This window comes from Ruegeria sp. BC6, assembly GCF_056539185.1.
This window is the reverse complement of record NZ_JBQFUM010000002.1, coordinates 278,421-303,935: the sequence shown is the minus strand read 5'-3', so window position 1 is coordinate 303,935 and position 25,515 is coordinate 278,421. Positions and strand designations below refer to the sequence as shown.

The window sequence follows — 25,515 nt, the reverse complement described above, 5'->3', positions numbered from 1 at the left end:
GGCCAGGCCATGCCGAAGAGAACCGACATCCAGTCGATCATGATCATCGGGGCGGGGCCCATTGTCATTGGGCAAGCTTGCGAATTCGACTATTCCGGCGCCCAGGCCTGCAAGGCCCTGCGCGAGGAAGGGTATCGGGTCATCCTGGTGAACTCGAACCCCGCCACGATCATGACCGACCCCGAACTGGCCGACGCCACCTATATCGAGCCGATCACGCCCGAGGTCGTCGCCAAGATCATCGAAAAGGAACGCCCTGACGCCCTGCTGCCTACGATGGGAGGTCAGACCGGCCTGAACACCTCCTTGGCGCTTGAGGAGATGGGCGTGCTGGAAAAATTCGGCGTCGAGATGATCGGGGCCAAGCGCGAGGCCATCGAGATGGCCGAGGACCGTAAGCTGTTCCGCGAAGCGATGGACCGCCTGGGGCTTGAAAACCCCAAGGCCACCATCGTCACCGCCCCCAAAAAAGCCGACGGTTCTGCCGACCTGGATGCCGGCGTGCAAATGGCCCTGGACGAGCTGGAAAACATCGGCTTGCCCGCGATCATCCGCCCCGCCTTCACCTTGGGCGGCACCGGCGGTGGGGTGGCCTACAACCGTGAGGATTACATCCACTTTTGCCGCTCGGGCATGGATGCCTCGCCGGTGAACCAGATCCTCGTCGACGAAAGCCTTCTGGGCTGGAAAGAATATGAAATGGAGGTGGTGCGCGACACCGCCGACAACGCGATCATCGTCTGCTCGATCGAGAACGTCGATCCGATGGGCGTGCATACCGGTGACTCGATCACCGTGGCCCCGGCGCTGACCCTGACCGACAAGGAATACCAGATCATGCGCAACGGCTCGATCGCCGTTCTGCGTGAGATCGGCGTCGAAACAGGCGGATCGAACGTGCAATGGGCGATCAACCCGGCTGACGGCCGTATGGTCGTGATCGAGATGAACCCGCGCGTGTCGCGCTCGTCGGCGCTGGCGTCCAAGGCGACAGGCTTCCCGATCGCCAAGATCGCCGCCAAGCTGGCGGTGGGCTACACGCTGGACGAGCTGGACAATGACATCACCAAGGTCACGCCTGCCAGCTTCGAGCCGACCATCGACTATGTCGTCACCAAAATCCCGAAATTCGCCTTCGAGAAATTCCCCGGATCCGAGCCCTACCTGACCACTGCGATGAAATCGGTGGGCGAGGCGATGTCGATCGGTCGCACGATCCACGAATCGATGCAAAAGGCGCTGGCTTCGATGGAGTCGGGTCTGACAGGGTTTGACGAAGTTGAAATACCGGGCCTGAGCATCGGCCCATGGGATGCGGTCGAAAGCAGCGACGACAAGGCACATGTCATCAAGGCCATCAGCCAGCAGACACCCGACCGTTTGCGCACCATCGCGCAGGCGATGCGCCACGGTCTGACCGACGACGAAATCTTTGCCGTCACCAAGTTCGACCCGTGGTTCCTAGCCCGTATCCGCGAGATCATCGACGCGGAACGCACCGTTCGCAAGGACGGCCTGCCGATGACCGAGGACGGCCTGCGCCGGCTCAAGATGCTGGGCTTTACCGACGCGCGTCTGGGCAATCTGGCCGGCCGCGACGAGGCCAACGTGCGCCGCGCCCGCCACAATCTGGGCGTCACCGCCGTGTTCAAGCGGATCGACACATGCGCCGCCGAGTTCGAGGCGCAGACGCCCTACATGTATTCGACCTACGAGGCCCCCACGATGGGCGAGGTCGAATGCGAGGCCCGCCCCAGCGACCGCAAGAAGGTGGTCATCCTGGGCGGCGGCCCGAACCGGATCGGCCAGGGGATCGAGTTCGACTATTGCTGCTGTCACGCCTGTTTCGCGCTGACCGACGCGGGCTATGAAACCATCATGATCAACTGCAACCCCGAGACGGTGTCGACCGACTACGACACCTCGGACCGGCTGTATTTCGAGCCGCTGACCTTCGAGCATGTGATGGAGATCCTGCGGACCGAGCAGCAGAACGGCACACTGCACGGCGTGATCGTTCAGTTCGGTGGTCAGACCCCGCTGAAGCTGGCCAATGCGCTCGAGGCCGAAGGTATTCCGATCCTGGGCACCACGCCCGACGCGATCGACCTGGCCGAAGACCGCGAACGGTTCCAGGCACTGGTCAACGATCTGGGCCTGAAACAACCCAAGAACGGCATCGCTTCGACCGACGCGCAAGCGTTGGAAATCGCCGAGGAAATCGGCTTCCCGCTGGTGATCCGCCCGTCCTACGTGCTGGGCGGCCGCGCGATGGAGATCGTGCGCGACATGGATCAGCTGAAACGCTACATCAACGAGGCCGTGGTGGTCTCGGGCGACAGCCCCGTGCTGCTGGACAGCTATCTGGCCGGCGCGGTCGAACTGGACGTGGACGCGCTTTGCGACGGCAAGGATGTCCATGTGGCCGGCATCATGCAGCATATCGAAGAGGCCGGCGTGCACTCGGGCGACTCGGCCTGTTCGCTGCCGCCCTATTCGCTGTCGAAAGAGATCATCGCCGAGATCAAGAACCAGACCTACAAGCTGGCCAAGGCGCTGAACGTCGTGGGCCTGATGAACGTGCAGTTCGCGATCAAGGATGACGAGATCTACCTGATCGAGGTCAACCCGCGCGCCAGCCGCACCGTGCCCTTCGTGGCCAAGGCGACCGACAGCGCCATTGCCTCGATCGCCGCGCGGGTGATGGCGGGCGAGCCGCTGTCGAACTTCCCGCAACGCCCACCCTACAAGGAAGGCCAGGACACCAAGATCGCCGACCAGATGACCCTGGCCGACCCGGACATGCCCTGGTTCTCGGTGAAAGAGGCGGTGCTGCCCTTTGCCCGCTTCCCCGGTGTCGATACCATCTTGGGTCCCGAGATGCGCTCGACCGGTGAGGTCATGGGCTGGGACCGCGATTTCCCGCGGGCCTTCCTCAAGGCGCAGATGGGCGCGGGCATGGTGCTGCCGTCCAAGGGACGGGCTTTCATCTCGATCAAGGATGCCGACAAGGGTCCGGCGATGATCGAGGCTGCGCAGGTTCTGGTCGAGCAGGGATTCTCGCTGGTGGCCACCCGCGGAACACAGACATGGCTGGAGACCAAGGGCGTGCCCTGTGACGTGGTCAACAAGGTGTACGAGGGCCGCCCCGATGTGGTGGACATGCTGAAGGACGGTCAGGTCCAGTTGGTCATGAACACCACCGAAGGCGCGCAGGCAGTTGAGGACAGCAAGGCCATCCGCTCGATCGCGCTCTATGACAAGATCCCCTACTACACCACGGCCGCGGCTAGCCATGCCGCCGCGCTGGCCATCAAGGCGCAGGCTGAAGGGGATGTGGAGGTCAAATCGCTACAGGGTTGACGCCCGCAGCGTACAAGCAAAAAGCCCCGGCCGTTCGCCGGGGCTTTTTTGTGGGATTATGCAGTCTGCGCCGCCAGCCTGCGCTGTTCTTCCCGAGAGAAGAACAGCATGTAGAACACCGGCGCAGCAACCATGGTCAGGATCGTCGCGAAGGCCAGCCCCCCCATGATCGTCACTGCCATCGACACGAAGAACGCGTCGGTCAGCAGCGGCGCCATCCCCAGGATCGTGGTGATCGCTGCCAGCATGACCGGGCGCAGACGCGAGACCGAGGCTTCGATGATCGCTTCGCGCAGAGGCTTGCCCGTGGCGCGGACAAGGTCGATCTCTTCGACCAGAACAATACCGTTCTTGATCAGCATCCCCGACAGGCTGAGAAGCCCGAGAAGCGCGGTGAAGGTAAATGGCAGGCCCGTGCCCAGCAGCCCGATCACCACGCCGTTCACCGACATCGGCACCAGCAGCCAGATGATGACCGGTTGCCGGATCGCGTTGAACAGCAGCACCGAGATCAGAACCATGATCAAAAGGCTCAGCGGCAACTGCTTGCCAAGGCTGGCTTGCGCTTTGCCGGAATCCTCGAACTCGCCGCCCCATTCCAGCTTGTAGCCCAGCGGAAGCTCCATGTCCTCGATCGCATCGCGAACCTCGGAATGAACCTGTGCAGCGGTCAGGCCGGCCGGGATGTCTGCGCCCACCGTGACGGTCAGAACGCGATCGCGCCGATGCACCAGTGTATTGAGCGCTTTGTACTGGAACCCGTCCACCATCTGCTCGATCGGCACGAATTTCTGTGACTGGTCCGAATACACCACTTGATCCACGATCGAGTATTCTCCATCCGCCGGGCGACGCAGGATGATCGGGATCAGGCGGTCCCTCTCGCGGAACACGCCGCCGATGATGCCGTCGGTCGAAAACTGCAGGGTGGCGGCGATGTCTTCGCGGGTGACACCGGCCGTCTGCGCACGCTCGGTGGCATAGATCGGCTGGACCGCCAATTCCATTTCACGCCAGTCGTGATGCACGTCCAGCGCGTTGGGCGAGGCCGCCGACATGCGCCGCACCGCCTCGTCGGCCAGTTGCCGCAGGACGACCGGATCGCTGCCCGAGAACCGCGCCTCGATCGGGGTACCGCCGCCGGGGCCGAAGACCAGACGCTTGGTCCGGAATTCGCCTTCGGGGAATTGGGTTTCACCAAAGGCCTCCAGATCAGCACGCAGGACGGGAATGTCCTCGAGTGTTTCCGTCCGGATGATCATGTGCCCGTAGCTTGGGTTGGGCTTCTCGGCCGAATAGGTCAACATGAACCGCGTCGCGCCCTGCCCCACGAAGGTGGTGACCGAGACGACATCATCCCGCTGGGCCAGCCAGTCTTCAAAGACTTGCATATCGGCACTCGTCCGCGCGATCGGTGTCCCCTGCGGCAGCTTGTAATGGACGAAGAACAGCGGCGTGTTGGAGTCCGGGAAAAACTGCTGTTTCACCATCGCGAAGCCGGCATAGCAGACCACGGTGACCCCGACCAAACCGGCCACCACCAGCCAACGGAACCGCAATGCCCAGCGCAGGATCGCCCCGTAGGTTCGGAACAGGATGCCGCTATAGGCGTCGACATCCGCGTCCTTGCCCTGTTTGAAGAAATAATGCCCCAACAACGGTGTTGCCGTGATGGCCAGCACCCAGCTCAGCAGCAAAGAGATCGCGATCACCGCAAATAACGAGAACAGGAATTCGCCCGTCGCATCCGGGCTGAGCCCAATCCCGGCAAAGGCCATGATCCCGATGACCGTGGCCCCCAGAAGGGGGATCTGGGTCTTGGACGCGGCCTCGTCGGCAGCATCGCGCGAGCTTTTTCCCTTGAGCATGGAGATCTGCATCCCCTCGGCCACCACGATGGCATTATCGACCAGCATCCCCATCGCAATGATCAGAGCGCCCAGCGAAATGCGCTCCATCTCGATGGAAAACAGCGCCATGAACAGCAGGGTCCCGACAACGGTCAACAAAAGGGTCGAGCCCACAACGACTGCCGCGCGCCAACCCATGAATATTCCAAGCACCGCCACCACGATGGCAACTGACATGGCCAGGTTCACAAGAAAATCGTTCGAAGCCTGCTCGACCACAACGTGCTGCTGGTAGATCGGCAATACATCGACGCCTGCGGGAATTTCCACATCCAGCTCGGCCAGCTTGGCGTCGACGCGCTTTCCGACCTCCACGATGTTTTCCGTCCACAGGCCGGCAATACCCAGGGTGAAAGCTTCGACGCCGTTGAACCGGATCATGATGTCAGGATCGGTCTGGCGGGCCCGGTAGACATCGGCCATGTCAAAGAGGTTGATCACTTGCCCCTGAGAGCCAACCGACAGCCCTGCGATCTCGGACACGCTGTCCGATCCGTCCGCCGTCAGGATCGTGGTGCGATCGTCGTCTGACCGAAGCGTCCCTGACGACTGGACCGAATTGGCGTTCGCGATTGCTTCGTTGATCGACTGCAACGGCACATTCTGGTTGACCGAAATGGCCAGGTCCGGCTCGATGAAAATGGCTTCGTCCGGCAAGCCCTGCACTTCAACGTCCGCAACGCCCTCAACGGTCAGCAACTCGCGCCGCAAGAAGGTCGACAATTCGTGATTTTCGGCGTCGCTGAACCCTTCCGCGGTGACCGCATAGAAAAGACCGAACACGTCACCGAACCCGTCATTCACATAGGGCTGGCTGACACCGGACGGCAATCCACGGGCCGCATCCCGGACCTTGGCGCGGAGTCGGGTCCAGATATCCGGCAATTCGCTGCCATCGTAGGTGGACTTGATCTCGACTTCGATCAGCGATTGACCGGGACGGTTTACCGAGGTGATGACATCGACCTCGCCCATCTGCTGGATGGCAGATTCCAAAGGCTCCGAGACCTCCTCGGCCACCTGTTCAGCCGTCGCACCGGGGTACGTGGTCAACACTACGGCATTCTTGATGGTAAAGGCCGGATCTTCGAGCCGCCCGAGCGACGAAAATCCCCAGATCCCACCCAGCAAGGCGATCAGGATCACCAGCCACGTATAGATCGGCCTGTCGATCGAGGCGCGTGCGATATTCATCCTCGCCCCCTTCAGTTCGCAAAGCCGGCAAAGCGGCGCACGGTCTGCCCATCGGTCAGAACGGACCCACCGGCCACCACGATTTCGTCGCCGTCCGACAATCCGGTCAGAACCCGGACGTCACCTGTCTGGGTTGGTTCGATGGTCACGGGAACACGCCGTACGGTGCCGACATCTGCACCGACCGGCGAAAAGACCATAACGCCCAGATTGCCCTCGGCGTCGGCGACAATCGCGGTCGGAGGAACGATGATGCCAGTGCGTTTGTCATCGACCTGGACATTGACGGTTACCGACGATCCGGGCAGCACCCGCAAGTCTTCCGGCGGCGTGAGGCCGAACTGAATCCGGAACGTCTGGCCGACGCTCGAAGTTTCGGCGTCGAATTCGCGGATTTCCAACGGGAAGACTTCGTCACTTGCGGGGAATTTCGCCGTGATGGAAATGCCATCTTCCTGGCTGGTCCTTTGGAACAGGATTTCGGGCACATCGACCTCGATCCTCAATTCGGACAGATCGTGGATCCGGACGATCGGCGTTCCGGCGGCCACGGTGGTGAAGTTCTCGACCTCACGCCGCGATACCAGCGCATCGAACGGCGCGGTCAGAGTCGTGTGCTCGAGGTTGTACTCGGCGTCACGCACCGCGATTGCAGCCAGTTGGGCGGCGGTTTCAGCGTCATCGACAGCGACCTGGCTTGCAGTCGTCCCCCGCAGGCGCGACAGGCGGGCCACGGTGCGGTCAGCCTGATCCTTCTGAAGACGCGCACGTTCCAGTGCCAGTTCGAACGGCTCTTGGTCCAGCTTTGCAATCAGGCTGCCCTTGGGCACCTGGAACCCTTCGTTGACGGGCAGTTCCACGATCTGTCCGGCGACCTGAAACGCCAGATCGACAGTCTGCCGCGCGGCCACGCGCCCGAAGAACTGGCGTGAGAATCCGGGAGCGGTCTCATGCACCACCATAAGTTTCACAGGCTTGGTGTCGTCTTGCGCCGCAAGCGGTGCGGCCAGTACGGCAAGGGCGAGGCCCAGCGAAGTCAGCAGCTTCATTTCGTCAATCCCTCGGGTATTCCCGTTTTCAGAATGTTGTCCCGGATCTTGCGGGCAAGCCGGGCAAATTGAGCAGTTTCCTCGTCATCCAACCCAGAGGCACGGTGAAACAGCTCTCCGGCGGTGGTGACCAGCATGTTGCGGGCTTCGGCACCTTTGTCGGTCAGCACCAGCAACCACGCACGGCGATCATCGGGATCCTGCTGACGGGTCAGATAACCGGCCGCCTCAAGCGCATCGGCGGTGGCCGTAATGGTCGACGGCACGGTCAGCATGTCGGCCGCCAACACTCCCATCCGCTTGGGCTGATCCAACTTGATCAACATATGGCATTCCTGATGGCTGAGATCGGTATCGATGCAGCCGAAACTCTCTTCCAGTTTCCAGTACAGCGCATAGACGCCCATCATCGCCTGGATCTCAGGGGTCAGTCGGGCCAGCCGTTCACTGATGTCTTTGGTCATGGATGCTCTCCGCACGAGTCGAGCGGTGATATACTTCGGATTCCGAACTATTCAAGATGTGAAGTTGAATTTGCGCAAACCTATGCCGTTCCCTTGGGTCAACATCTCTTGATCTGAGGGCGCTGTGACTGCATTTTGGGCGAATCCGAAACATTCAGGACCCGACATGTACACGCCCGCAATCACCGGTACCGGGGTTTTCACGCCCGAAAACGTCATCACCAATGCCGAGCTGGTCAAAGCCTTCAACGCCTATGCCGACAAGATGAATGCTGCCAACGCCGATGCCATCGCCGCGGGCGAGATGGAGCCGATGCAGCACTCCTCGGAAGAGTTCATCGTCAAGGCCTCGGGCATCGAGAACCGCTACGTCATGGACAAGACCGGTGTGCTGGACCCGGACGTGATGCATCCCCTGCTGCACCAGCGCAGCGATGATGAGCCGGGCATTATGACCGAGATGGCGCTGGACGCCTGCAAAAAGGCGCTGGCTCAGGCAGGTCGGACGGCGGCGGATGTCGATCTGGTGATCTGTGCCGCGTCGAACCATGAACGCGCCTATCCCGCCATTGCGGTCGAAATCCAGAACGCGTTGGGCATCGCTGGTTTTGGGTTCGATATGAACGTGGCCTGTTCTTCGGCGACGTTCGGCATTCAGGCCGCGGCCGACATGATCCGGTCGGGGTCCGTACGGGCGGCGCTGGTGGTCAACCCCGAGATCTGCTCGGGACACCTGGAATGGCGCGACCGGGATTGCCACTTTATCTTCGGTGACGTGGCCACCGCCACGCTGATCGAGCGGATCGAGGATGCAAAGGGCCCGCATTTCGAAATCCTGTCGACCCGCTGCGCGACCGAGTTTTCGAACAACATCCGCAACAATAACGGTTTTCTGCGGCGCACGCGCCCAGATGGTTTGACCGACCGCCGCGACATGCAGTTCATGCAGAACGGTCGCAAGGTATTCAAGGAAGTGCTGCCGATGGTCAGCAAACACATCAGCGACCACATGGATTCCGAAGGGATCGAAAGCGGCGATCTCAAGCGGCTGTGGCTGCACCAGGCCAACAAGACGATGAATGATTTCATCGGCAAAAAGGTCTTGGGCCGAGAGCCGGAGCCGGGCGAACAGCCCAACATCCTGCAGGACTATGCCAATACATCGTCCGCCGGGTCGATCATCGCCTTTTCCAAATATTCAGACGATCTTCAGGATGGCGATGTCGGCCTGATCTGCTCGTTCGGTGCAGGATATTCGGTGGGGTCCGTCATCGTCAAACGCCACGCCTGACACGCCGGCGCCGCCGATCCACGTCCGGCGCAACAAGCGATAACCTCGAATATTTCGCCCGCGCAGGCGGACTGGTTTTGTATTCCTGAAAACTTCTTCAGAATTGATACAGCGCAACTTAACCCGCGGCCTCCATCTGGAAGGCCATGCAATTCCGCATGTCAGGTGACGCTAGGTTAAGAAAGGTGCGCCATGTTCAAGAGTTCTAAGTCAGGAATGGCGGCCTGGGTTGTCGCCCCGTTTTTGGGGGTTGCTGCAGCCAGCGCGGCCATGGCCGAGCCCCAGGTCTGCAACGCCAACACAGCACGGATCGCAGCCAACAATGGTGACTATGCGGCCCTTTGCGGCTGTTCGCAGGTTACGCCCAGTTTCCTCTCGCATCTGCAACAACGGGCAGATTTCGGGTCGGTTCTTGCCAATACCTCGCAGCAATGTCCGGGGCTGGCCAATCTGCTGAGCGATTTGCCGACCGGATCGATTTCCAACGCCAACAGCTTTGACGGCCGCGAAAACGACCCCAGCGGGTTTCAACCCGCATCCAGCACCGGCCCATCCGCCGGCGGCGGATCCGGGTCGGGCGGCGGAAACAGCGGCCCCGGCAATGGCGGGGGGAACGATGACCCCGGTGATGGCGGATCCGACGATCCGGGCAACGGCGGCGGGAATGATGATCCCGGCAACGGCGGCGGCAAGCCTGGCGATGGCGGTGGCAAGCCCGGCGATGGCGGTGGCAAACCCGGCAAGGGTGGAGACAAACCCGGCAAGGGCGGCGGCAAGCCCGGCAAGGGTGGCGGTCACGGCGGCGGCAAAGGCAACAACGGTGACGGGAAAGGCGGCGGCAAGGGCAACAATGGCGGCGGCAAAGGCAACAACGGGGGCGGAAATGGGCCCGAAGGCTCAAGCCCCGGACGCGGGAACAATGCCAACAACGACGAAAACTGACAAAGGCTAAGAGCTACTTCAGTTCAGCTTGAAGAAGGCGATGCGCACATCGCCTTTTTCACCGCCCCTTGACGGCTTGCCGGGAAACTAAATCAGCTGACGCTTTCCTCTTCGAGGTGCAATTTCATCTCGATCAGAACCTGTTGCAACAACGAGGTTTCTTTCAGCAGACGCTTGGCTTCGTTGACGGTAATGATGCCATCTTCGATCGCGGCCTGGTATTCGGTCATCAGCATCGCAAACCGCTGGCTCAGTGCGATCACGTCCGAATTGACGCCCCCGGTGCGCGTACCGGTCGAATTGCGCTCATCATAGGACAAGGTGATGTTCTTCAGGTCCGCCAGGGCCGAAGTCACATGCGGGTAGCTGGCCGCGTTTTCCAGACGTGCAACCGCATCCACCGGCATGAACCGGTCACTGTGCTCGGGATTGTCGGAGTAATACCGGCCCAATGTGGCCTTGGATTTCCCTGTGATCTCGCATGCTGCCTCGATCCCCACGTCCTTGACCAAAGCTTCGGTGTGCTTTTTCAGATAGGCCCCGATATCTGCCATTTTTGTACCTTTGTTCGCTGCGCCCTCTTGCCCGGCTGTCCGCACCGGGGAAAGGGAGGGGAAATTTCCCATACTCGAGTCATAATTGAAATGTCATATGTTGGCTATCCCTCAGATATGCGGGGGTTTTGTGAGTGAGTGGCGGCAGTTAATGCCGGTAAAGAGTGTTTGCGGGGCAGTATTTCAGGCCCTGCGCTGTTTCGGCCATTTCGTGGCCGGCGGTGTCGCTGTTGCGGAAGCGGGGTTATCCATCCCCAAGAGCATCTGCTCGGCCTCTGCGACTGCAATGGCGGCGTCGATTTGTTTCAGGACATTGACGACTTGCTCGCGCTGCGTGAGCCGATTAGACCCAGCCCATGGCCAAGCTGTACTTTAACTACTCAACCATGAACGCAGGCAAGTCCACGGTGCTGCTTCAGGCGTCGCACAACTATCGCGAGCGCGGCATGGACACCTATCTGATGACCGCAGCCATTGACGGGCGCGCGGGCCAGGGGCGCATCGCATCGCGGATCGGAATCTCGGAACAGGCCGATACGTTCACTCCCCACGACGATGTGTTCGCGATGATCCAAGATCGTCTTGATCAGGGGAAAGTGGCCTGTGTTTTTGTGGACGAGGCGCAGTTCCTGACCGAAGAACAGGTCTGGCAATTGGCTCGTGCGGTGGATGACCTGAAAGTACCGGTTCTGGCCTACGGGTTGCGGGTGGATTTTCAGGGCAAGCTGTTCCCAGGATCAGCGGCTCTGCTGGCCCTGGCCGATGAAATGCGCGAGGTCCGCACCATCTGCAGATGCGGGCGAAAGGCCACGATGGTGATCCGTCAGGACGAAAACGGAAAAACCATCACCCAAGGCGCGCAGGTGCAGATCGGCGGAAACGAGACCTATGTTTCACTCTGCCGGAAACACTGGCGCGAGGCAGTGGGCAGTTAGACCAGATTTGGCAGCGGTCGCCCGGCGACAAAAGCCGCCACATTGTCCAATGCCATGTGCCCCATATCCGTGCGCACTTGCTCGGTCGCAGTGCCCAGATGCGGCAGCAGGGTGACATTCTCCATCTCGCGCAGCGCCTGCGGCACGGCGGGTTCAAACTCGTAGACATCCAGCCCGGCCCCGGCGATCTGGCCGTTATTCAGCGCATGGATCAGTGCAGCTTCGTCCACGACTTCTCCGCGAGCGATGTTGACCAGAATGGCCGACGGCCGCATAGCTGAAAGAACCGAAGCGTCTATGAGGTGGAAGGTGTCAACACCACCGGGGACGGCGACGACCAGAAAATCGGCCACAGCAGCCAGGGCCGCCAAATCGGGAACGAACTCGGCAGGGAAATCCAGATCCTTGGGCGTGCGGGATTGATAACTGACCTGCATCCCGAATCCGAAATGACAGCGCCGGGCAATGGCTTGCCCGATCCGTCCCATTCCGATGATTCCGACCCATTTTCCGGTGACGTGCTGTCCCAGCATCTGGGTCGGGTGCCAGCCCTGCCAATTGCCGGACCGGACCAGCCGTTCACCCTCGCCCGCGCGGCGGGCCGTTGCCAGCAGCAGAGTCATTGCAATGTCCGCCGTTGCATCCGTGACCGCCCCCGGTGTGTTGGTCACGCGAACACCAGCAGCCTGCGCTGCCGCCACATCAATGTGATTGAAACCCACCCCAAAATTGGCCAGCAGTTTGCACCGCGGAGCCGTGACCATTTCAAAGACATTTGCCGAAAAGACATCACCCAAAGTCGGAACGACCACGTCGTAGTCCCGCAATGCGCGCGCCATCTCATCAATGCTGAGCGGTGCGTTGCTATCTCGGATATCGACGTCGAACTCATCCCGCGCGCGGGCCGTGACCGCGGGGGTCATCGGTCGGGTGATCAACAGCTTCATCAGTGCATCCGCCCGCCCACGGGAACTTTGCCATCAGGACCGATCAAAACAATCTCGCCCGATTCGTCCGGCAGACCCAGAACAAGAACCTCGGACATGAACCGTCCGATCTGACGCGGCGGGAAATTGACCACGGCCAGCACTTGTTTGCCCACAAGGGATTCGGGCGTGTAATGCGCGGTAACCTGCGCCGAGGTCTTGCGCTCGCCGATCTCGTCGCCGAAGTCGATCCACATCTTGATCGCGGGCTTGCGCGCCTCGGGATAGGGTTCGGCCCGGATGACCTCTCCTACGCGGATGTCGACCTTGAGGAAGTCGTCGAAGGAAATTTCACTCACCGGACAGCTCCTTGGATCGATCGGTTGCCGCCTTTACTGCACGGTGCAACAGGTTTGGAAACCCTTCCTGTTCATGCATCAGGACTTCCAGCGCTGCCTGCGTCGTGCCGTTGGGTGACGTGACATTGATGCGCAATTGCGAGGGGTCTTCCTCGGACGCTATTGCCAAAGCCCCTGCCCCGGCGACGGTCGCCTTGGCCAGGCGCATGGCCAGATCATGCGGAAGGCCTTGCGCCTCACCGGCGGCAGCCAGAGTCTCAATCAAATGAAAGACATAGGCCGGGCCAGAGCCGCTGAGACCAGTGACCGCGTCCATCTGCGCCTCATCCTGCAGGCGCACGGTATCACCGATGGCCGAAAGCAGATCTTCGGCCAGGGTCATGTCAGAGCCCGACGTGCTGGCATTTCCAATCAGCGCGGTGATGCCCTGCCGGATCGCCGCAGGCGTGTTCGGCATGGCCCGAATGATCGGAGTACCAGCACCCAGAACACGCTCGAACGTGGCGATGGAAGTTCCGGCGGCGACCGAGATGAACAGGGTGCCGCCGCCCCCCAACGCCTGAATTGCCGGCAATGCCTCACCCATCATCTGAGGTTTGACGGCAACCAACACGACGGCAGGTCTTTCAGGAAGTGGGGTGTTGATATTGACCCCTTGCGCCCTGAGCCATTCGGAAGGGTTAGGGTCGATCACCCATACTGATGCGGCAGGCAGGCCATGTTCCAGCCAGCCGGCCAACATGGCCGACCCCATTTTTCCGCATCCCAGAAGCACCAGCCCCTGATCCGCAACGCGTGACATGTCCATGATTGCCCCTCCCCTGCTTTTGCGGTTTGGGGCAAAGCTTTACGCGCGGCCGTAAGCCTCTGCAATGGCGACTTGCATCGCATCCTCGGGCGTACGGTTGCCCCAGGTTACCAACTGGATCGCAGGATAGTAACGCTCGGCGCTCAGGACCGCGGCGGTGATCATCGTGTCGATCTGTTCGGGGCTGGCCGATTGCCCGCCGCTGAGCACCAGGCCGTAGCGGTAGACCATCAGCTTCTGATTGCCCCAGTAGGTGAAGGCGCCGGCCCAGCATTGGTCGTTCATGCGGTTGAGCAATTCATAGAGATCGGAAACCCGGTCCTCGGGCGGCTCCATCTCGAACGAGCAGACCATCCGCAGAGTCTCGTCATAGTTGGACCAGGCCAGCGTGATCGAGTAGGTGCGCCACTGTCCTTCGACCGCCATGGCGATCTGATCGTCTCCGATCCGGTCGAAATCCCAATCGTGGTGTTCAGCCAGATGTTCGACAATATCAATCGGATGAATGTCTTCTTCGAAATACTGCTCGGAAAGTGCCATGGTGCCACCTCACTTAATACCTAGCATTTCGGGGCTGGCAGCGCCCCAGCGCTAGTTGCCTGCTCTACAAGCCGGGCTTCCCCCATAGGCCTGTACTAAATATGGTGCGCTGTGGCTGGGACTCTGGCAACCCCCATTCTTGGGGATAACAGCAATAAGTTGTGGACAGCTGGCAACGGCCACCAAAATATTGGCGCACCCTGCAGCTTTGCCTTGATTTATTTTTACAATGCGGCGAGACTCCCCACACTGCGAAACCCAGCGCGGGTTGAGCGGTGTAGGGTCTTGCCAAAAATTCTGAAATGCCGATCTACGGCTGGGCTTATTTGTCCAGCTTGGTTTCAAGCGCGGCGATCCGCGCTTCCAGCGCCGCGTTTTCTTCGCGCGCTTTCTGGGCCATCGCGCGGACGGCATCGAACTCTTCTCGCGTTACAAAGTCGCGATCCGCCAGCCAGCGGTCGACCAAGGACTTCATCGCCGTTTCAGCCTCTTCCCGCGCACCCTGCGCCACGCCCATTGCGTTGGTCATCAACTGGGACATATCGTCCAGAAACTTGTTGCGGGTTTGCATGTGTCTACTCCGGAATCGCGAATGCCTTCTATATGGGGGATAGAGAGCCCAGTCTCAAGGTTGACTTGGTCAGCCAACCCCGGGCAATGAGACGCACATGCAAGCTGTTTTGAATTTCCCCGATCTGTCGCCCGAGCTGTTCTCGATTTCCGCCTTCGGGATCGAGTTCGCGCTGCGGTGGTATGCGCTGGCCTATATCGCGGGCATCCTGATCGCGTGGCGCATGGCGGTGATAGCGGTGCGCCGTCCCGCTTTGTGGCCGGATCAATCCCCTCCTCTGAGACCGGACCAGTTGGAGGACCTGATCACCTGGATCATCCTGGGGGTCATCATCGGCGGGCGGTTGGGCTTTGTCCTGTTCTATCAGCCCGAATACTACCTGTCCCACCCGCTTGAGATCCTGAAGGTCTGGCAGGGTGGCATGTCCTTTCACGGCGGCCTTCTGGGTGTGGTGACCGCAGCGCTGGTCTTCGCGCGACGCCATTCGGCCCCCTTGCTTTCACTGGCCGACTTGATCGCCCATACCGTTCCCCCCGGCCTTTTGCTTGGCCGTTTGGCCAATTTCGTCAATGCCGAGCTTTGGGGCCGACCCAGCGAACTGCCCTGGGCGGTGATCTTTCCCGGAGCAGCAGCTCAGGACTGCGGCAATGTCGCTGCTGGGCTTTGCGCCCGCCACCCGTCGCAGTTGTACGAGGCTGCACTGGAAGGCGTGCTGTTGGGCCTGCTTTTGTTGTGGCTGGTCTATCGGCGCGGCGCATTTCATTGGCCCGGCCGCATCATGGGCGTATTTCTGGCGGGCTATGGCGCTTCGCGCTTCATCGTCGAGTTCTTTCGTCAACCCGATGCGCAATTCGTCTCGGCCGGAAACCCGCTTGGACTTGCGTGGCATGTGGGCGGCTACGGCCTGACGATGGGCCAGATTCTATCTCTGCCGATGATCGCAGTCGGCTTGTGGTTCGCCCTACGGGCACGGCGGGCGGCATGAGCCTGCTTGGCCATCTGACCGACCGCATCCGGCAAGACGGGCCGATGAGCGTGGCGGACTATATGGCCGAATGTCTTCTGCATCCAACGCACGGCTACTACACCACCCGCGACCCGTTGGGCACACATGGAGACTTTGTCACCGCTCCGGAAATCAGCCAGATGTTCGGCGAAGTGATTGGTCTTTGCCTTGCGCAGGGCTGGATTGATCAAGGCAGACCCGGCCGATTTGCGCTGGCCGAGCTGGGCCCGGGGCGTGGAACACTCATGGCCGATATTCTGCGGGCCACCCGGGGCGTGCCCGGGTTTCACGACGCCGCGCAGGTGGTATTGCTCGAGGCCTCGCCCGTTCTGCGCGGACTTCAAGCCGAGGCCCTGGATGCGCACGCACCGAACTGGATCGTTTCGGTGGGCGATCTCCCAGAGCTTCCGCTGTTTCTTGTGGCCAACGAATTCTTCGACGCCCTGCCCATCCGCCAGTTTCTGCGCGACGGCGACGGCTGGTGCGAACGTCTTGTGGGCCTGCTGGGCGATCGTCTGGCATTCGGCCTTGGCCCGAGGGCGACACAAGCGGCCTTGGCGACGCGCCTCGAGGACACACGGGACGGTGATCTGGTCGAGCTTTGCGCGGCTGCCGTTCCCATAGTGACCGAAACGGCCCGCATCATCCGCAGCCACGGTGGTATGGCTCTCGTTATCGACTATGGCGACTGGCGTTCGCTGGGCGATACGTTGCAGGCCGTCAAGGGGCACGAATACGTCGATCCGCTCGCCACACCGGGCCAGGCCGACCTGACTGCACATGTGGATTTTGAAACGCTGGCATTGGCGTCGCGCGCGACGGGCTGCGCCCATACGCGGCTAACGCCTCAGGGTGTGTTTCTTGAGCGTCTGGGCATCACACAACGCGCACAATCTCTGGCCAGCGCATTGACCGGATCAAAACTGGAAACACTGGTTCGTGCACATCGGCGGTTGACGCATCCCGAGGAAATGGGAAACCTGTTCAAGGTGCTGGGCCTCTACCCGAAAACTGCGATGCCACCATCGGGACTTGGGACATGACTCTGGAAATTCTGACCTCGGATTTGCTGTCACCGATTCGACACGGGTTCTTCAGTCGCAAGGGCGGCGCCTCTTCCGGTATCTTCAGCGGACTGAATTGCGGCACCGGCTCGTCCGACCTAAGCGAGGCGGTCGCGCTGAACCGGAGCAGAGTGGCCGAGGCCATGGGCGTTGAATTGGATGCATTGGTCGGCGTGCATCAGGTACATTCCCCGCACGTGATCACCGTCGACAAGCCGATTGCAGGCGAGAAGCCAAGGGCCGATGCAATCGTTACCGCAACGCCGGGTCTCGCGCTGACGATCCTGACGGCCGACTGCCAGCCGGTGCTGTTTGCGGATCCTCAAGCGAAAGTGATCGGTGCGGCACATGCGGGATGGCGCGGTGCTCTGGACGGTGTCCTAGAGGCGACGCTGGACGCCATGGAGGCGCTGGGCGCGCACCGCAAAAATATGATCGCCGTCATCGGTCCGACGATCTCGCAGCGCGCCTACGAGGTTGGCCCCGAGTTTCTGGAAGACTTCCTTTTGGACAGCCAAGACAACGCGCGTTTCTTTGCAAATGGGCAAGGCGACCGGATGCATTTCGACCTGCCGGCCTTTGGCCTTCACAAGCTGCGTCAGGCCGGCGTCGGGCAGGCAGAATGGACGCGGCATTGCACCTATTCCGATCCCGACAAGTTCTATTCCTACCGGCGCGCGACCCACGCCGGAGAGGCGGATTACGGCCGCCTGATTTCCGCCATACGATTGTAAAGATCGGCCGAATTAAGGCGAAAGCGCCACTTTTCCGCCACATTTATTGTGTCTATCTGTCATCAGAATCGTTGTTAATTTTTGCCAGTGCTCAGATGGTTATCCGTTCTCCGAACGTCTGATTTCTGGCATCCGAACTCAGGGGGTGCCGCAAGACTTCATCTTTGTCCTCAATTGATCCCGGAACAGCCACATCGCTGCCGCAAAGACGCGTTACATTGGCTTTACAAAGGGAAAAGGGCTTAGCCCCGAACATCGAGCAGGACATGAATATGAAGTTGAAATCTCGCTTTCTTCGCGCCGTTGTCGCGACCGCCCGGGACCAACAACCGGAAATGCCCTGGAAGCGGGTTTCCAGTCACTCTGCAAGGGTCGTGCGCCGGTTGGCCGCGCGACGCTGATACGAACTCCCTCTGGGGCCAGCTGCCGGCCTCAACAGGGCAAGACGCGCACCGGAAGCTGCTCTGGGCCGGTGCGTGAACCGAGGCTGGTATTCGCAGCCGACGTTTTTCAGGGCGTTTGTGTGCGGACAATTACGTTCGCAGTGTACGAGTTTGTCTGGGGGGTCATTGTGTTGACCAAACGAATGCGAAATCCATTCGCCATGCGCGGCCACGTCGGTACCCGCATGGAGGTGGCGCACTTTTTTCAAGACAAAGAATCAAGCTGTCAGGCGGGCCTGCACGGGGATGTTTCCCGCCTGTTCGGCGTATTGGAAGGAACGGAATAATATGACTATTCCAAATTCACTGGCACGTGCCGCGCAGAATGCCGTCGACACTTCGGCACTGCTGCGCGAAGCACCGCGTCCAGGCACCAAGCAGAAGGCGCAACTGCGTCGATACGAGGTGAGTGCACTGCTGAAAAGCGGGGAAGTTTCGCAGACACGCCACATCGCACCGGCGCTGCCCGTTTTCGAAGACGCGTTCTGCGCCTTTACACGTGGGTCTCTGGTCGAGACGGAACACGGCCCGGTCGCCATCGAGGACTTGATGCCGGGCGACACGGTCCTGACCCAGACCGGCGCATCCGAAAAGGTGTTGTGGAAAGGCTCGGTCACTCTGGTACCTGGTCGCGAAGACTCGCGCGGGCGGACACGCCCTTTGACCCGCATTATGGCAGACACGTTCGGCATGCAAAAACCATTGTCCGGCGTCATTGCCGGCCCCGCAGCCCGCTTGCTGGCAACACCGGCGCATCTGAGGCATCTTGGAGGTGGCCAGCCGATGCTGACACCCGTTGCCGAATTTCAGGACGGCATGTCCGTGATTGAAACGCAGCCGCCCACTCCGGTCGAGCTGTTCCACATCTGCCTGGAGCACCACGCGGTCATCAATGTCGATGGGCTGCAGTTCGAAACCTATCATCCCGGCGTGAACGCGGTCCGGATGATGAGCCACTCGCTGCGCTCGATCTACCTGAACCTGTTCGCGCATATCCATTCGTTGCACGATTTCGGTCCGCTGCTCATGGCGCGCGCCGGGGAGGGCGAGATCGACGCCATCACGGCGTGACAGCTTTAACCATCACCACTGCATTTTGGGGGGCAACATGCAGATTTTACTGAGTTGGGCCATTTCTCTGGCCATCGTGGCGGTGCTGCCGCCATGCGCATCGCAAACCAGACGCGCCGGCTTTACGCCGTCCGGTTCATCCGTTCTTCCAATACGTCGAACGGCACGCCGGGTTCGTCTTTTGCACCGCGGATGACAAGCGAAGTCTTGACGCTGGCCACGTTCGGCGTGGTCAGCAACTCACCCGTAAGGAACTGTTGAAAACTGCTGAGGTCGGGGGCGACGCATTTCAGGATGAAGTCGACCTCGCCGTTCAGCATGTGGCATTCTCGGACCAGCGGCCAGTCTCGGCAGCGGTCTTCGAACGCCCGCAATTCCGCCTCGGCCTGGCTTTCAAGGCCAACCATCGCAAAGACCTGAACTTCGAACCCCAGTTCTCGGGCGTTGACCTCGGCGTGGTATCCTCGGATAAAGCCGGCCTCCTCCAGCGTGCGGACGCGCCGCAGGCAGGGTGGGGCCGAGATTCCGACACGTTTTGCGAGCTCGACATTGGTCATTCGTCCGTCTGCCTGCAGTTCTGCAAGGATCTTTCGGTCGATCTCGTCCAGCCGTGTCGTGACCATGCGGTGCTCCTGAAATTTTCGGTTCTTATATCAGCGCAGGTGCCATGCGCAATATTCTTTCGCACCAGCGCAATAATCTTTGTCTGTCGATCAGGCAAGCCGGCACCTTGGAACCACATGACTGACGCGTGAGACGAAGGGGCTTTAAGCCGACCGATGCTGTCGCTATATCGAAGCCCGGCGCCCACGACGGCGCTCAGGCAATAATCGAGTGGGGGTTCCATGGCCGAGACACGACACACCAAGGTTCTGATCATCGGATCGGGACCTGCCGGATACACTGCGGGCGTCTATGCCAGCCGCGCGATGCTGAACCCGATTCTGGTGCAGGGCATCGAACCGGGCGGCCAGCTGACCACCACCACCGAGGTCGAAAACTGGCCAGGCGACACCGAAGTTCAAGGCCCCGACCTGATGGTGCGCATGCAGGATCACGCCAAGGCCATGGGCTGCGAGGTGATCGGCGACATCATCAACGACCTGGACCTGTCCAAGCGTCCTTTCACCGCCAAGGGCGACAGCGGCACCGTCTACACTGCGGACGCCGTCATCCTGGCGACCGGCGCACGCGCCAAATGGCTGGGGCTGCCGTCGGAAGAAAAATTCAAGGGCTTCGGTGTTTCGGCCTGCGCCACCTGTGACGGGTTCTTCTATCGCGGACAGGAGATCGTGGTGATCGGCGGCGGCAACACCGCCGTGGAAGAAGCGCTGTTCCTGACCAATTTCGCCAGCAAGGTCACGCTGATCCACCGCCGGGACGAGCTGCGCGCCGAAAAGATCCTGCAGGAGCGCCTGTTCAAGAACGACAAGATCGAGCCGCTGTGGTTCCACCAGCTGGAGGAAGTGATCGGCACCGACAACCCACTGGGCGTCGAAGGCGTGCGGGTGAAGAACGTCAAGACGGGCGAAATCACCGAGATCCCTTGCAAAGGCGTGTTCGTTGCCATCGGCCACGCCCCGGCCAACGAACTGGTCAAGGACGTGCTGGAAACCCATATGGGCGGCTATGTCAAAACCAAACCCGGCACCACGCAGACCTCGATCCCCGGCGTGTTCGCGGCCGGCGACTTGACCGACCATGTGTACCGGCAGGCCGTGACCTCGGCCGGAATGGGCTGCATGGCTGCACTGGATGCCGAACGGTTCCTTGCCGAACAGGAATGACCGCGACGCGCAGCGTCTTCTGCGCTGCGTACCGCCCTCCTCTGGCACCTTGACCCACACAGCGCGGCAACGCAGACTTGCCCCGAGCGCGGCAGATTTCAGGTGATCTTTTGAACACCCCCCTTTGGCAGGGCAGTTGGGCGACCCGTCTCAGGATCATCAGTGGTCTTGTGCTGTTTGCCTTTGCTTTCTTCCACTTCATCAATATCGGGCTGGGGCTGTTTCACACCGACTACCTGCATGACATGCAGGACTCTCGGAAAACGGTCACGCGCCATTCGATTGGCAGCGCTGTCCTGTATCTTGCCCTGATCGTACATGCAGGTCTGGCATTGGTGTCGATCGCCCAGCGCCGAACTCTGCGAATGCCCTTTCATACGGGCCTGCAAATCATTCTTGGCCTTCTCATTCCGCTGCAACTGATCTCGCACATCGTACAGACACGCTATGCGCATCAGGTTTTCGACGTGAATGACGAGATGGGCTACATCATCATTCTGATGTGGCCAAACTCGGCCATCTGGATGCAAAGCCTGCTGATGCTGATCGTCTGGATACACGGGTGCATCGGACTGCATATCTGGCTGCGACTGACCTCGTGGTGGCGCCAAACCGTACCCTATCTGATCGGAGTTGCCGTCTTCATCCCAAGCTTTGCCCTGGCCGGTTTGCTGACCGAAGGGCGGCGCATCTGGATGGATTTTGCGGATCCGGATCTACGCGAACAGTATATTGAGCATTACAACTGGCCCGGCCCCGAAGAGTTCCAGGTTCTGTTCAGCGTCAAGGACAACGCCTTGATGGCCTTCTGGATCGCGCTTGGTGCAGCTCTTGCGTTCCATTTCGGAGGCAAGCTTTGGCGTAGACGACACTCGGTGCGCGTCAGATATGTCGATGGGCCGGAAGTGACCTCAGAGAAAGGCATGACCCTGCTTGAGATGTCACAAGCCAACGGTATTCCGCATACTGCACTGTGCGGCGGCCGGGGGCGCTGCACCACCTGCCGCGTCATCGTCGAGGATGGCGCCGAGTCACTACCACCGCCCAGCGAGGTCGAAGCTCGCAGCCTGAAGGCCGTGGGGGCCACACAGCGCACGCGCCTGGCCTGCCAGGTCCGCCCCTCCAGCCCCTTGACGGTTTTCCGTGTTTTCCGGCCGGATGGTGGACGCCAGCGGGCGCATGCCAGCCAGGGGCAAGAGCGTAAACTGGCCGTGCTGTTTCTGGACATGCGCGGGTTTACCGCGCGCACAACGGGGCAACTGCCCTATGACATCGTGTTCCTGCTGAACCGGTTCTTTGACGCCATCGTTCCAGCCATTACCGCAGACGGCGGGGTCGTCGATAAATACATGGGCGATGGACTTTTGGCCGTGTTCGAAACACCCGACACGTCCAGCTCGGCCCGTTCTGCCCTGAAAGCTGCAATCGACATCAGTCATGCGCTTGCGCAGTTCAACCAGCAGCTGTCCCAGGAAAACAGCCCCGAGATCCGCATCGGCATGGGCCTGCACCTGGGCGACCTCGTGTTGGGAGAGATCGGCGCTGCCGGCCACGCCGCGCGGACCATCATCGGTGACGCCGTGAACGTCGCCAGTCGGCTGGAAGGAGAAACCAAGGCGCTCGGGGCCGAGCTGTTGGTCTCGGAAGCCGTGCTGTGCGCGGCCGGGTTTGAGACCGATGGCCTTGACCTGCGTCTGTTCCAGCTGCGGGGCGTAACCGAGCCCGTCCCTGCCCTGCCCGTCGAGCGCGCTCTGGATCTGGACCAACTTCTGACCGCACCAGAACAGATCGCCGCCGGTTGACGATATTGTCCCCATCCGGTGGGATTTTCGTCGCTTTTTCGGTTCGGGCCCGGAAAAACCTTCCATTCCGGGGAAAAACCGCGCATATCCTCCTTTGTTTCATGAATGTATATGGACTTCGACTGACGACCGGGGCACATGGCCCGGAAATGCACCTGAATCACTGAATGACCACACTGCCTCAAGAGTATTGCGATGACGATGTTGAGTAACCTGGCTCCGATCCCAGAACTGTATGTTTCCTATGAATCCGCCCAAAAGCTGAAAGTCGAAGCCGCCGACCTGACCAGCTGGGACCTGACCCCGCGCCAGATCTGTGATCTGGAATTGCTGATGAATGGCGGGTTCAACCCGCTCAAGGGCTTTCTAAGTCAGGAAGACTATGACAGCGTCGTCGAAAACATGCGCCTGGCCGACGGAAGCCTGTGGCCGATGCCGATCACACTGGATGTGAACGAAGGTTTCGCCGATCAGATCGAACTGGGTCAGGACATTGCGCTGCGCGACCAGGAAGGTGTGATCCTGGCGACCATGACTGTTACCGATCGCTGGACCCCGGACAAATCGCGTGAGGCCGAGAAGGTGTTCGGTGCCGATGATGATGCGCACCCAGCCGTGAACTACCTGCACAACGTGGCAGGCAAGGTTTATCTGGGCGGCCCCGTGACCGGCATCCAGCCGCCGGTGCACTATGATTTCAAGGCGCGCCGCGACACCCCGAACGAGCTTCGCGCTTATTTCCGCAAGGTGGGTTGGCGCCGCATCGTGGCTTTCCAGACCCGCAACCCGCTGCACCGGGCACACCAGGAACTGACCTTCCGTGCCGCGCGTGAGGCGCAGGCCAACCTGCTGATCCACCCGGTTGTGGGCATGACCAAGCCCGGTGATGTCGATCACTTCACCCGCGTTCGCTGCTATGAGGCGGTGCTGGACAAATACCCGGCCTCGACCACCACCATGAGCCTGCTGAACCTGGCGATGCGCATGGCCGGCCCGCGCGAAGCGGTCTGGCACGGCCTGATCCGCAAAAACCACGGCTGCACCCACTTCATCGTCGGCCGCGACCATGCCGGCCCCGGCAAGAACAGCCAGGGCGAAGATTTCTACGGCCCCTATGACGCCCAGGACCTGTTTCGCAAATTCCAGGACGAGATCGGCATCGAGATGGTCGATTTCAAACACATGGTCTATGTGCAGGAACGCGCCCAGTACGAACCCGCGGACGAGATCGAGGACCGCGACAACGTCACGATCCTGAACATCTCGGGCACCGAACTGCGCCGCCGTCTGCGCGAGGGGCTTGAGATCCCCGAGTGGTTCTCGTTCCCCGAGGTGGTCGAGCAGCTCCGCCGCCGCTATCCGCCGCGCAGCCAGCAGGGCTTTACCGTCTTCTTCACCGGTTTCTCGGGCTCGGGCAAATCGACCATCGCAAACGCTCTGATGGTCAAGCTGATGGAGATGGGCGGCCGTCCCGTCACGTTGCTGGACGGTGACATCGTCCGCAAGAACCTCAGCTCGGAACTGGGCTTCTCGAAGGAACACCGGGACCTGAACATCCGCCGCATCGGCTATGTGGCCTCCGAGATCACCAAGAACGGCGGCATCGCCATCTGTGCCCCGATCGCGCCCTACGCCACCACCCGCCGCGCCGTGCGCGAGGAGATCGAGCAGTTCGGCGCGTTCTGCGAAGTTCACGTTGCCACCAGCATCGAGGAATGCGAGCGCCGCGACCGCAAGGGCCTGTACAAGCTGGCGCGTGAAGGCAAGATCAAAGAGTTCACTGGTATTTCGGACCCTTACGATGTGCCGGAAAACCCGGAACTGCGCGTCGAGACCGAGAATGTGGACGTGGACAACTGCGCCCACCAGGTTCTGCTGAAGCTGGAAAGCATGGGATTGATCGCCGGATCCTGAGCCACAGCCAACTGCTGTCAACACTGACCCCCGGAGACATCTCCGGGGGTCTTTCATTTCCAGAACACTGCTTTGAACACCCCCCTTCCGTCCGCGAGATTGGCGGTCGTTCGACGTTTCATCCAAAAAATGCTACTATTTCGCATATTTTGCGCAGACATAATTTGTCTGCATCCTTTGGGAGGGTGAACATATGGCAACTCAGAAAAATACCGACGATGGCGGAGCCATGTTTGCGGGAGACAACCGCGCAGCGGTAATTGCCGACTACAAGATCGCCCAGTTTTCCCGGTTGCAACTTCCGGCGTTGATGGCTGCACCGGCTATGGCAGGGGGCCTGACACCATTTATCCCCATAGACTGGCTGCTGGACCTTCTGAAATCGATCCGCACCTACGCGGATTGGGTGAAGGAATGCGACAAGATCAAAGCCAAGATTCAAAAGGCGCTGGATACACTGCAGCCGCCGCCCCAGGATCACCCTTTGGGGCTTGTCGTGCCACCGGTTCCGCCGACGCCCGGCACGACCCGTCTTCGTCAGATCCTTGAGGTCATCGATGCGGCCAAGACCGCTGCCGGCAACATGGAGCCAGACTCGGCGCGCGGCAGTCTCAAAGAGGCCAAGGATATGATGCACCACGACTCGGTCAAAGCCGAGTTCCGCCGGCTGAACGACGTGGATGGCTGGTATGACATTCTAGAGGAATTGCAGGACGCGATCGATTACCTGGAACGAGTCTCGCGGCACTGACCCACGCCGGCACAGCCAAAGCGCGCGTGCGGCACAG

The 25,515-nt window shown here is 60.7% G+C and carries 22 protein-coding genes; 12 read left to right on the top strand and 10 right to left on the bottom strand.

The features are described 5' to 3' along the window. The first annotated feature begins 9 nt into the window (after positions 1-9). Complete coding sequence (carB, locus tag ACR0MM_RS08930) at positions 10-3,363, top strand: carbamoyl-phosphate synthase large subunit (protein ID WP_480695684.1); 3,354 nt, start codon at positions 10-12, stop codon at positions 3,361-3,363. A 56-nt stretch (positions 3,364-3,419) separates the two neighbouring features. Here the strand turns inward: carB and ACR0MM_RS08925 are convergent, their stop codons facing one another. Genes ACR0MM_RS08925 through ACR0MM_RS08915 form a run of 3 tightly spaced genes read right to left on the bottom strand, consistent with a single transcriptional unit; the run spans position 3,420 to position 7,980 of the window. Beyond that, complete coding sequence (locus tag ACR0MM_RS08925) at positions 3,420-6,467, bottom strand: efflux RND transporter permease subunit (protein ID WP_480695682.1); 3,048 nt, start codon at positions 6,465-6,467, stop codon at positions 3,420-3,422. A gap of 11 nt (positions 6,468-6,478) precedes the next feature. Then, complete coding sequence (locus ACR0MM_RS08920; protein WP_170340023.1) at positions 6,479-7,516, bottom strand: efflux RND transporter periplasmic adaptor subunit; 1,038 nt, start codon at positions 7,514-7,516, stop codon at positions 6,479-6,481. Further along, complete coding sequence (locus ACR0MM_RS08915; RefSeq protein ID WP_093964681.1) at positions 7,513-7,980, bottom strand: MarR family winged helix-turn-helix transcriptional regulator; 468 nt, start codon at positions 7,978-7,980, stop codon at positions 7,513-7,515. The genes ACR0MM_RS08920 and ACR0MM_RS08915 overlap by 4 nt, the downstream gene beginning before the upstream one ends. Before the next feature lie 166 nt (positions 7,981-8,146). On the opposite strand from ACR0MM_RS08915, the gene ACR0MM_RS08910 reads away from it, so the two are divergent. Continuing rightward, entirely contained in the window at positions 8,147-9,271 is a 1,125-nt protein-coding gene (locus tag ACR0MM_RS08910; protein WP_480695680.1) for a beta-ketoacyl-ACP synthase III, read from the top strand. A gap of 192 nt (positions 9,272-9,463) precedes the next feature. Beyond that, on the top strand, positions 9,464-10,213 hold the full coding sequence (locus ACR0MM_RS08905) for a hypothetical protein (protein WP_480695678.1): 750 nt from the start codon (positions 9,464-9,466) through the stop codon (positions 10,211-10,213). A gap of 92 nt (positions 10,214-10,305) precedes the next feature. Here ACR0MM_RS08905 and ACR0MM_RS08900 read toward each other — a convergent pair whose 3' ends face one another. Further along, entirely contained in the window at positions 10,306-10,767 is a 462-nt protein-coding gene (locus ACR0MM_RS08900) for a hypothetical protein (protein ID WP_093965032.1), read from the bottom strand. Between the two features lie 356 nt (positions 10,768-11,123). Here ACR0MM_RS08900 and ACR0MM_RS08895 point away from each other — a divergent pair, with 356 nt between their 5' ends. Beyond that, positions 11,124-11,702, top strand: coding sequence for a thymidine kinase (locus tag ACR0MM_RS08895; RefSeq protein WP_480695676.1), 579 nt, complete (start codon positions 11,124-11,126; stop codon positions 11,700-11,702). Here the strand turns inward: ACR0MM_RS08895 and ACR0MM_RS08890 are convergent. From ACR0MM_RS08890 to ACR0MM_RS08870, 5 genes are all read right to left on the bottom strand, one after another. Beyond that, a complete protein-coding gene (locus ACR0MM_RS08890; protein ID WP_480695674.1) occupies positions 11,699-12,649 on the bottom strand; it encodes a 2-hydroxyacid dehydrogenase in 951 nt (316 codons plus the stop codon). The two genes, ACR0MM_RS08895 and ACR0MM_RS08890, sit on opposite strands and share 4 nt — an antisense overlap. Further along, entirely contained in the window at positions 12,649-12,987 is a 339-nt protein-coding gene (locus ACR0MM_RS08885) for a tRNA-binding protein (protein ID WP_170340599.1), read from the bottom strand. Before ACR0MM_RS08885 ends, ACR0MM_RS08890 begins: the two co-directional genes overlap by 1 nt. After that, positions 12,980-13,795: a pyrroline-5-carboxylate reductase gene (proC, locus tag ACR0MM_RS08880; RefSeq protein WP_480695672.1), complete on the bottom strand. Its 816-nt coding sequence runs from the start codon at positions 13,793-13,795 to the stop codon at positions 12,980-12,982. The genes ACR0MM_RS08885 and proC overlap by 8 nt, the downstream gene beginning before the upstream one ends. 39 nt (positions 13,796-13,834) lie before the next feature. Beyond that, the gene (locus ACR0MM_RS08875; protein ID WP_093964674.1) at positions 13,835-14,335 is read right to left on the bottom strand and encodes a type III secretion system chaperone family protein; all 501 of its coding nucleotides are present in this window, start codon (positions 14,333-14,335) and stop codon (positions 13,835-13,837) included. Between the two features lie 322 nt (positions 14,336-14,657). After that, positions 14,658-14,906, bottom strand: a complete 249-nt coding sequence (locus tag ACR0MM_RS08870) for an accessory factor UbiK family protein (RefSeq protein WP_170357147.1) — start codon at positions 14,904-14,906, stop codon at positions 14,658-14,660. Between the two features lie 97 nt (positions 14,907-15,003). Here ACR0MM_RS08870 and lgt point away from each other — a divergent pair, with 97 nt between their 5' ends. The 4 genes from lgt to ACR0MM_RS08850 all read left to right on the top strand — a co-directional run bounded on the left by lgt (position 15,004) and on the right by ACR0MM_RS08850 (position 19,224). Next, complete coding sequence (lgt, locus tag ACR0MM_RS08865) at positions 15,004-15,891, top strand: prolipoprotein diacylglyceryl transferase (protein ID WP_480695670.1); 888 nt, start codon at positions 15,004-15,006, stop codon at positions 15,889-15,891. Continuing rightward, the gene (locus ACR0MM_RS08860) at positions 15,888-16,955 is read left to right on the top strand and encodes a class I SAM-dependent methyltransferase (protein WP_480695668.1); all 1,068 of its coding nucleotides are present in this window, start codon (positions 15,888-15,890) and stop codon (positions 16,953-16,955) included. The genes lgt and ACR0MM_RS08860 overlap by 4 nt, the downstream gene beginning before the upstream one ends. Continuing rightward, positions 16,952-17,710, top strand: a complete 759-nt coding sequence (pgeF, locus tag ACR0MM_RS08855; RefSeq protein ID WP_480695666.1) for a peptidoglycan editing factor PgeF — start codon at positions 16,952-16,954, stop codon at positions 17,708-17,710. The genes ACR0MM_RS08860 and pgeF overlap by 4 nt, the downstream gene beginning before the upstream one ends. Before the next feature lie 731 nt (positions 17,711-18,441). Continuing rightward, the gene (locus ACR0MM_RS08850; RefSeq protein ID WP_480695664.1) at positions 18,442-19,224 is read left to right on the top strand and encodes a Hint domain-containing protein; all 783 of its coding nucleotides are present in this window, start codon (positions 18,442-18,444) and stop codon (positions 19,222-19,224) included. Positions 19,225-19,346: 122 nt separating this feature from the next. Here ACR0MM_RS08850 and ACR0MM_RS08845 read toward each other — a convergent pair whose 3' ends face one another. Further along, positions 19,347-19,847 (bottom strand): Lrp/AsnC family transcriptional regulator, encoded by a 501-nt coding sequence (locus ACR0MM_RS08845; RefSeq protein ID WP_093964666.1) that lies wholly within the window; start codon positions 19,845-19,847, stop codon positions 19,347-19,349. A 222-nt stretch (positions 19,848-20,069) separates the two neighbouring features. Here ACR0MM_RS08845 and trxB point away from each other — a divergent pair, with 222 nt between their 5' ends. The 4 genes from trxB (at position 20,070) to ACR0MM_RS08825 (ending at position 25,478) form a co-directional block, all read left to right on the top strand. Further along, positions 20,070-21,011: a thioredoxin-disulfide reductase gene (gene trxB, locus ACR0MM_RS08840; RefSeq protein ID WP_170340585.1), complete on the top strand. Its 942-nt coding sequence runs from the start codon at positions 20,070-20,072 to the stop codon at positions 21,009-21,011. A gap of 110 nt (positions 21,012-21,121) precedes the next feature. After that, a complete protein-coding gene (locus tag ACR0MM_RS08835) occupies positions 21,122-22,813 on the top strand; it encodes an adenylate/guanylate cyclase domain-containing protein (protein ID WP_480695662.1) in 1,692 nt (563 codons plus the stop codon). A gap of 195 nt (positions 22,814-23,008) precedes the next feature. Next, complete coding sequence (locus ACR0MM_RS08830) at positions 23,009-24,727, top strand: bifunctional sulfate adenylyltransferase/adenylylsulfate kinase (protein ID WP_170365463.1); 1,719 nt, start codon at positions 23,009-23,011, stop codon at positions 24,725-24,727. 193 nt (positions 24,728-24,920) lie between these two features. Further along, complete coding sequence (locus tag ACR0MM_RS08825) at positions 24,921-25,478, top strand: hypothetical protein (RefSeq protein ID WP_480695660.1); 558 nt, start codon at positions 24,921-24,923, stop codon at positions 25,476-25,478. The last annotated feature ends 37 nt before the right edge of the window (positions 25,479-25,515 follow it).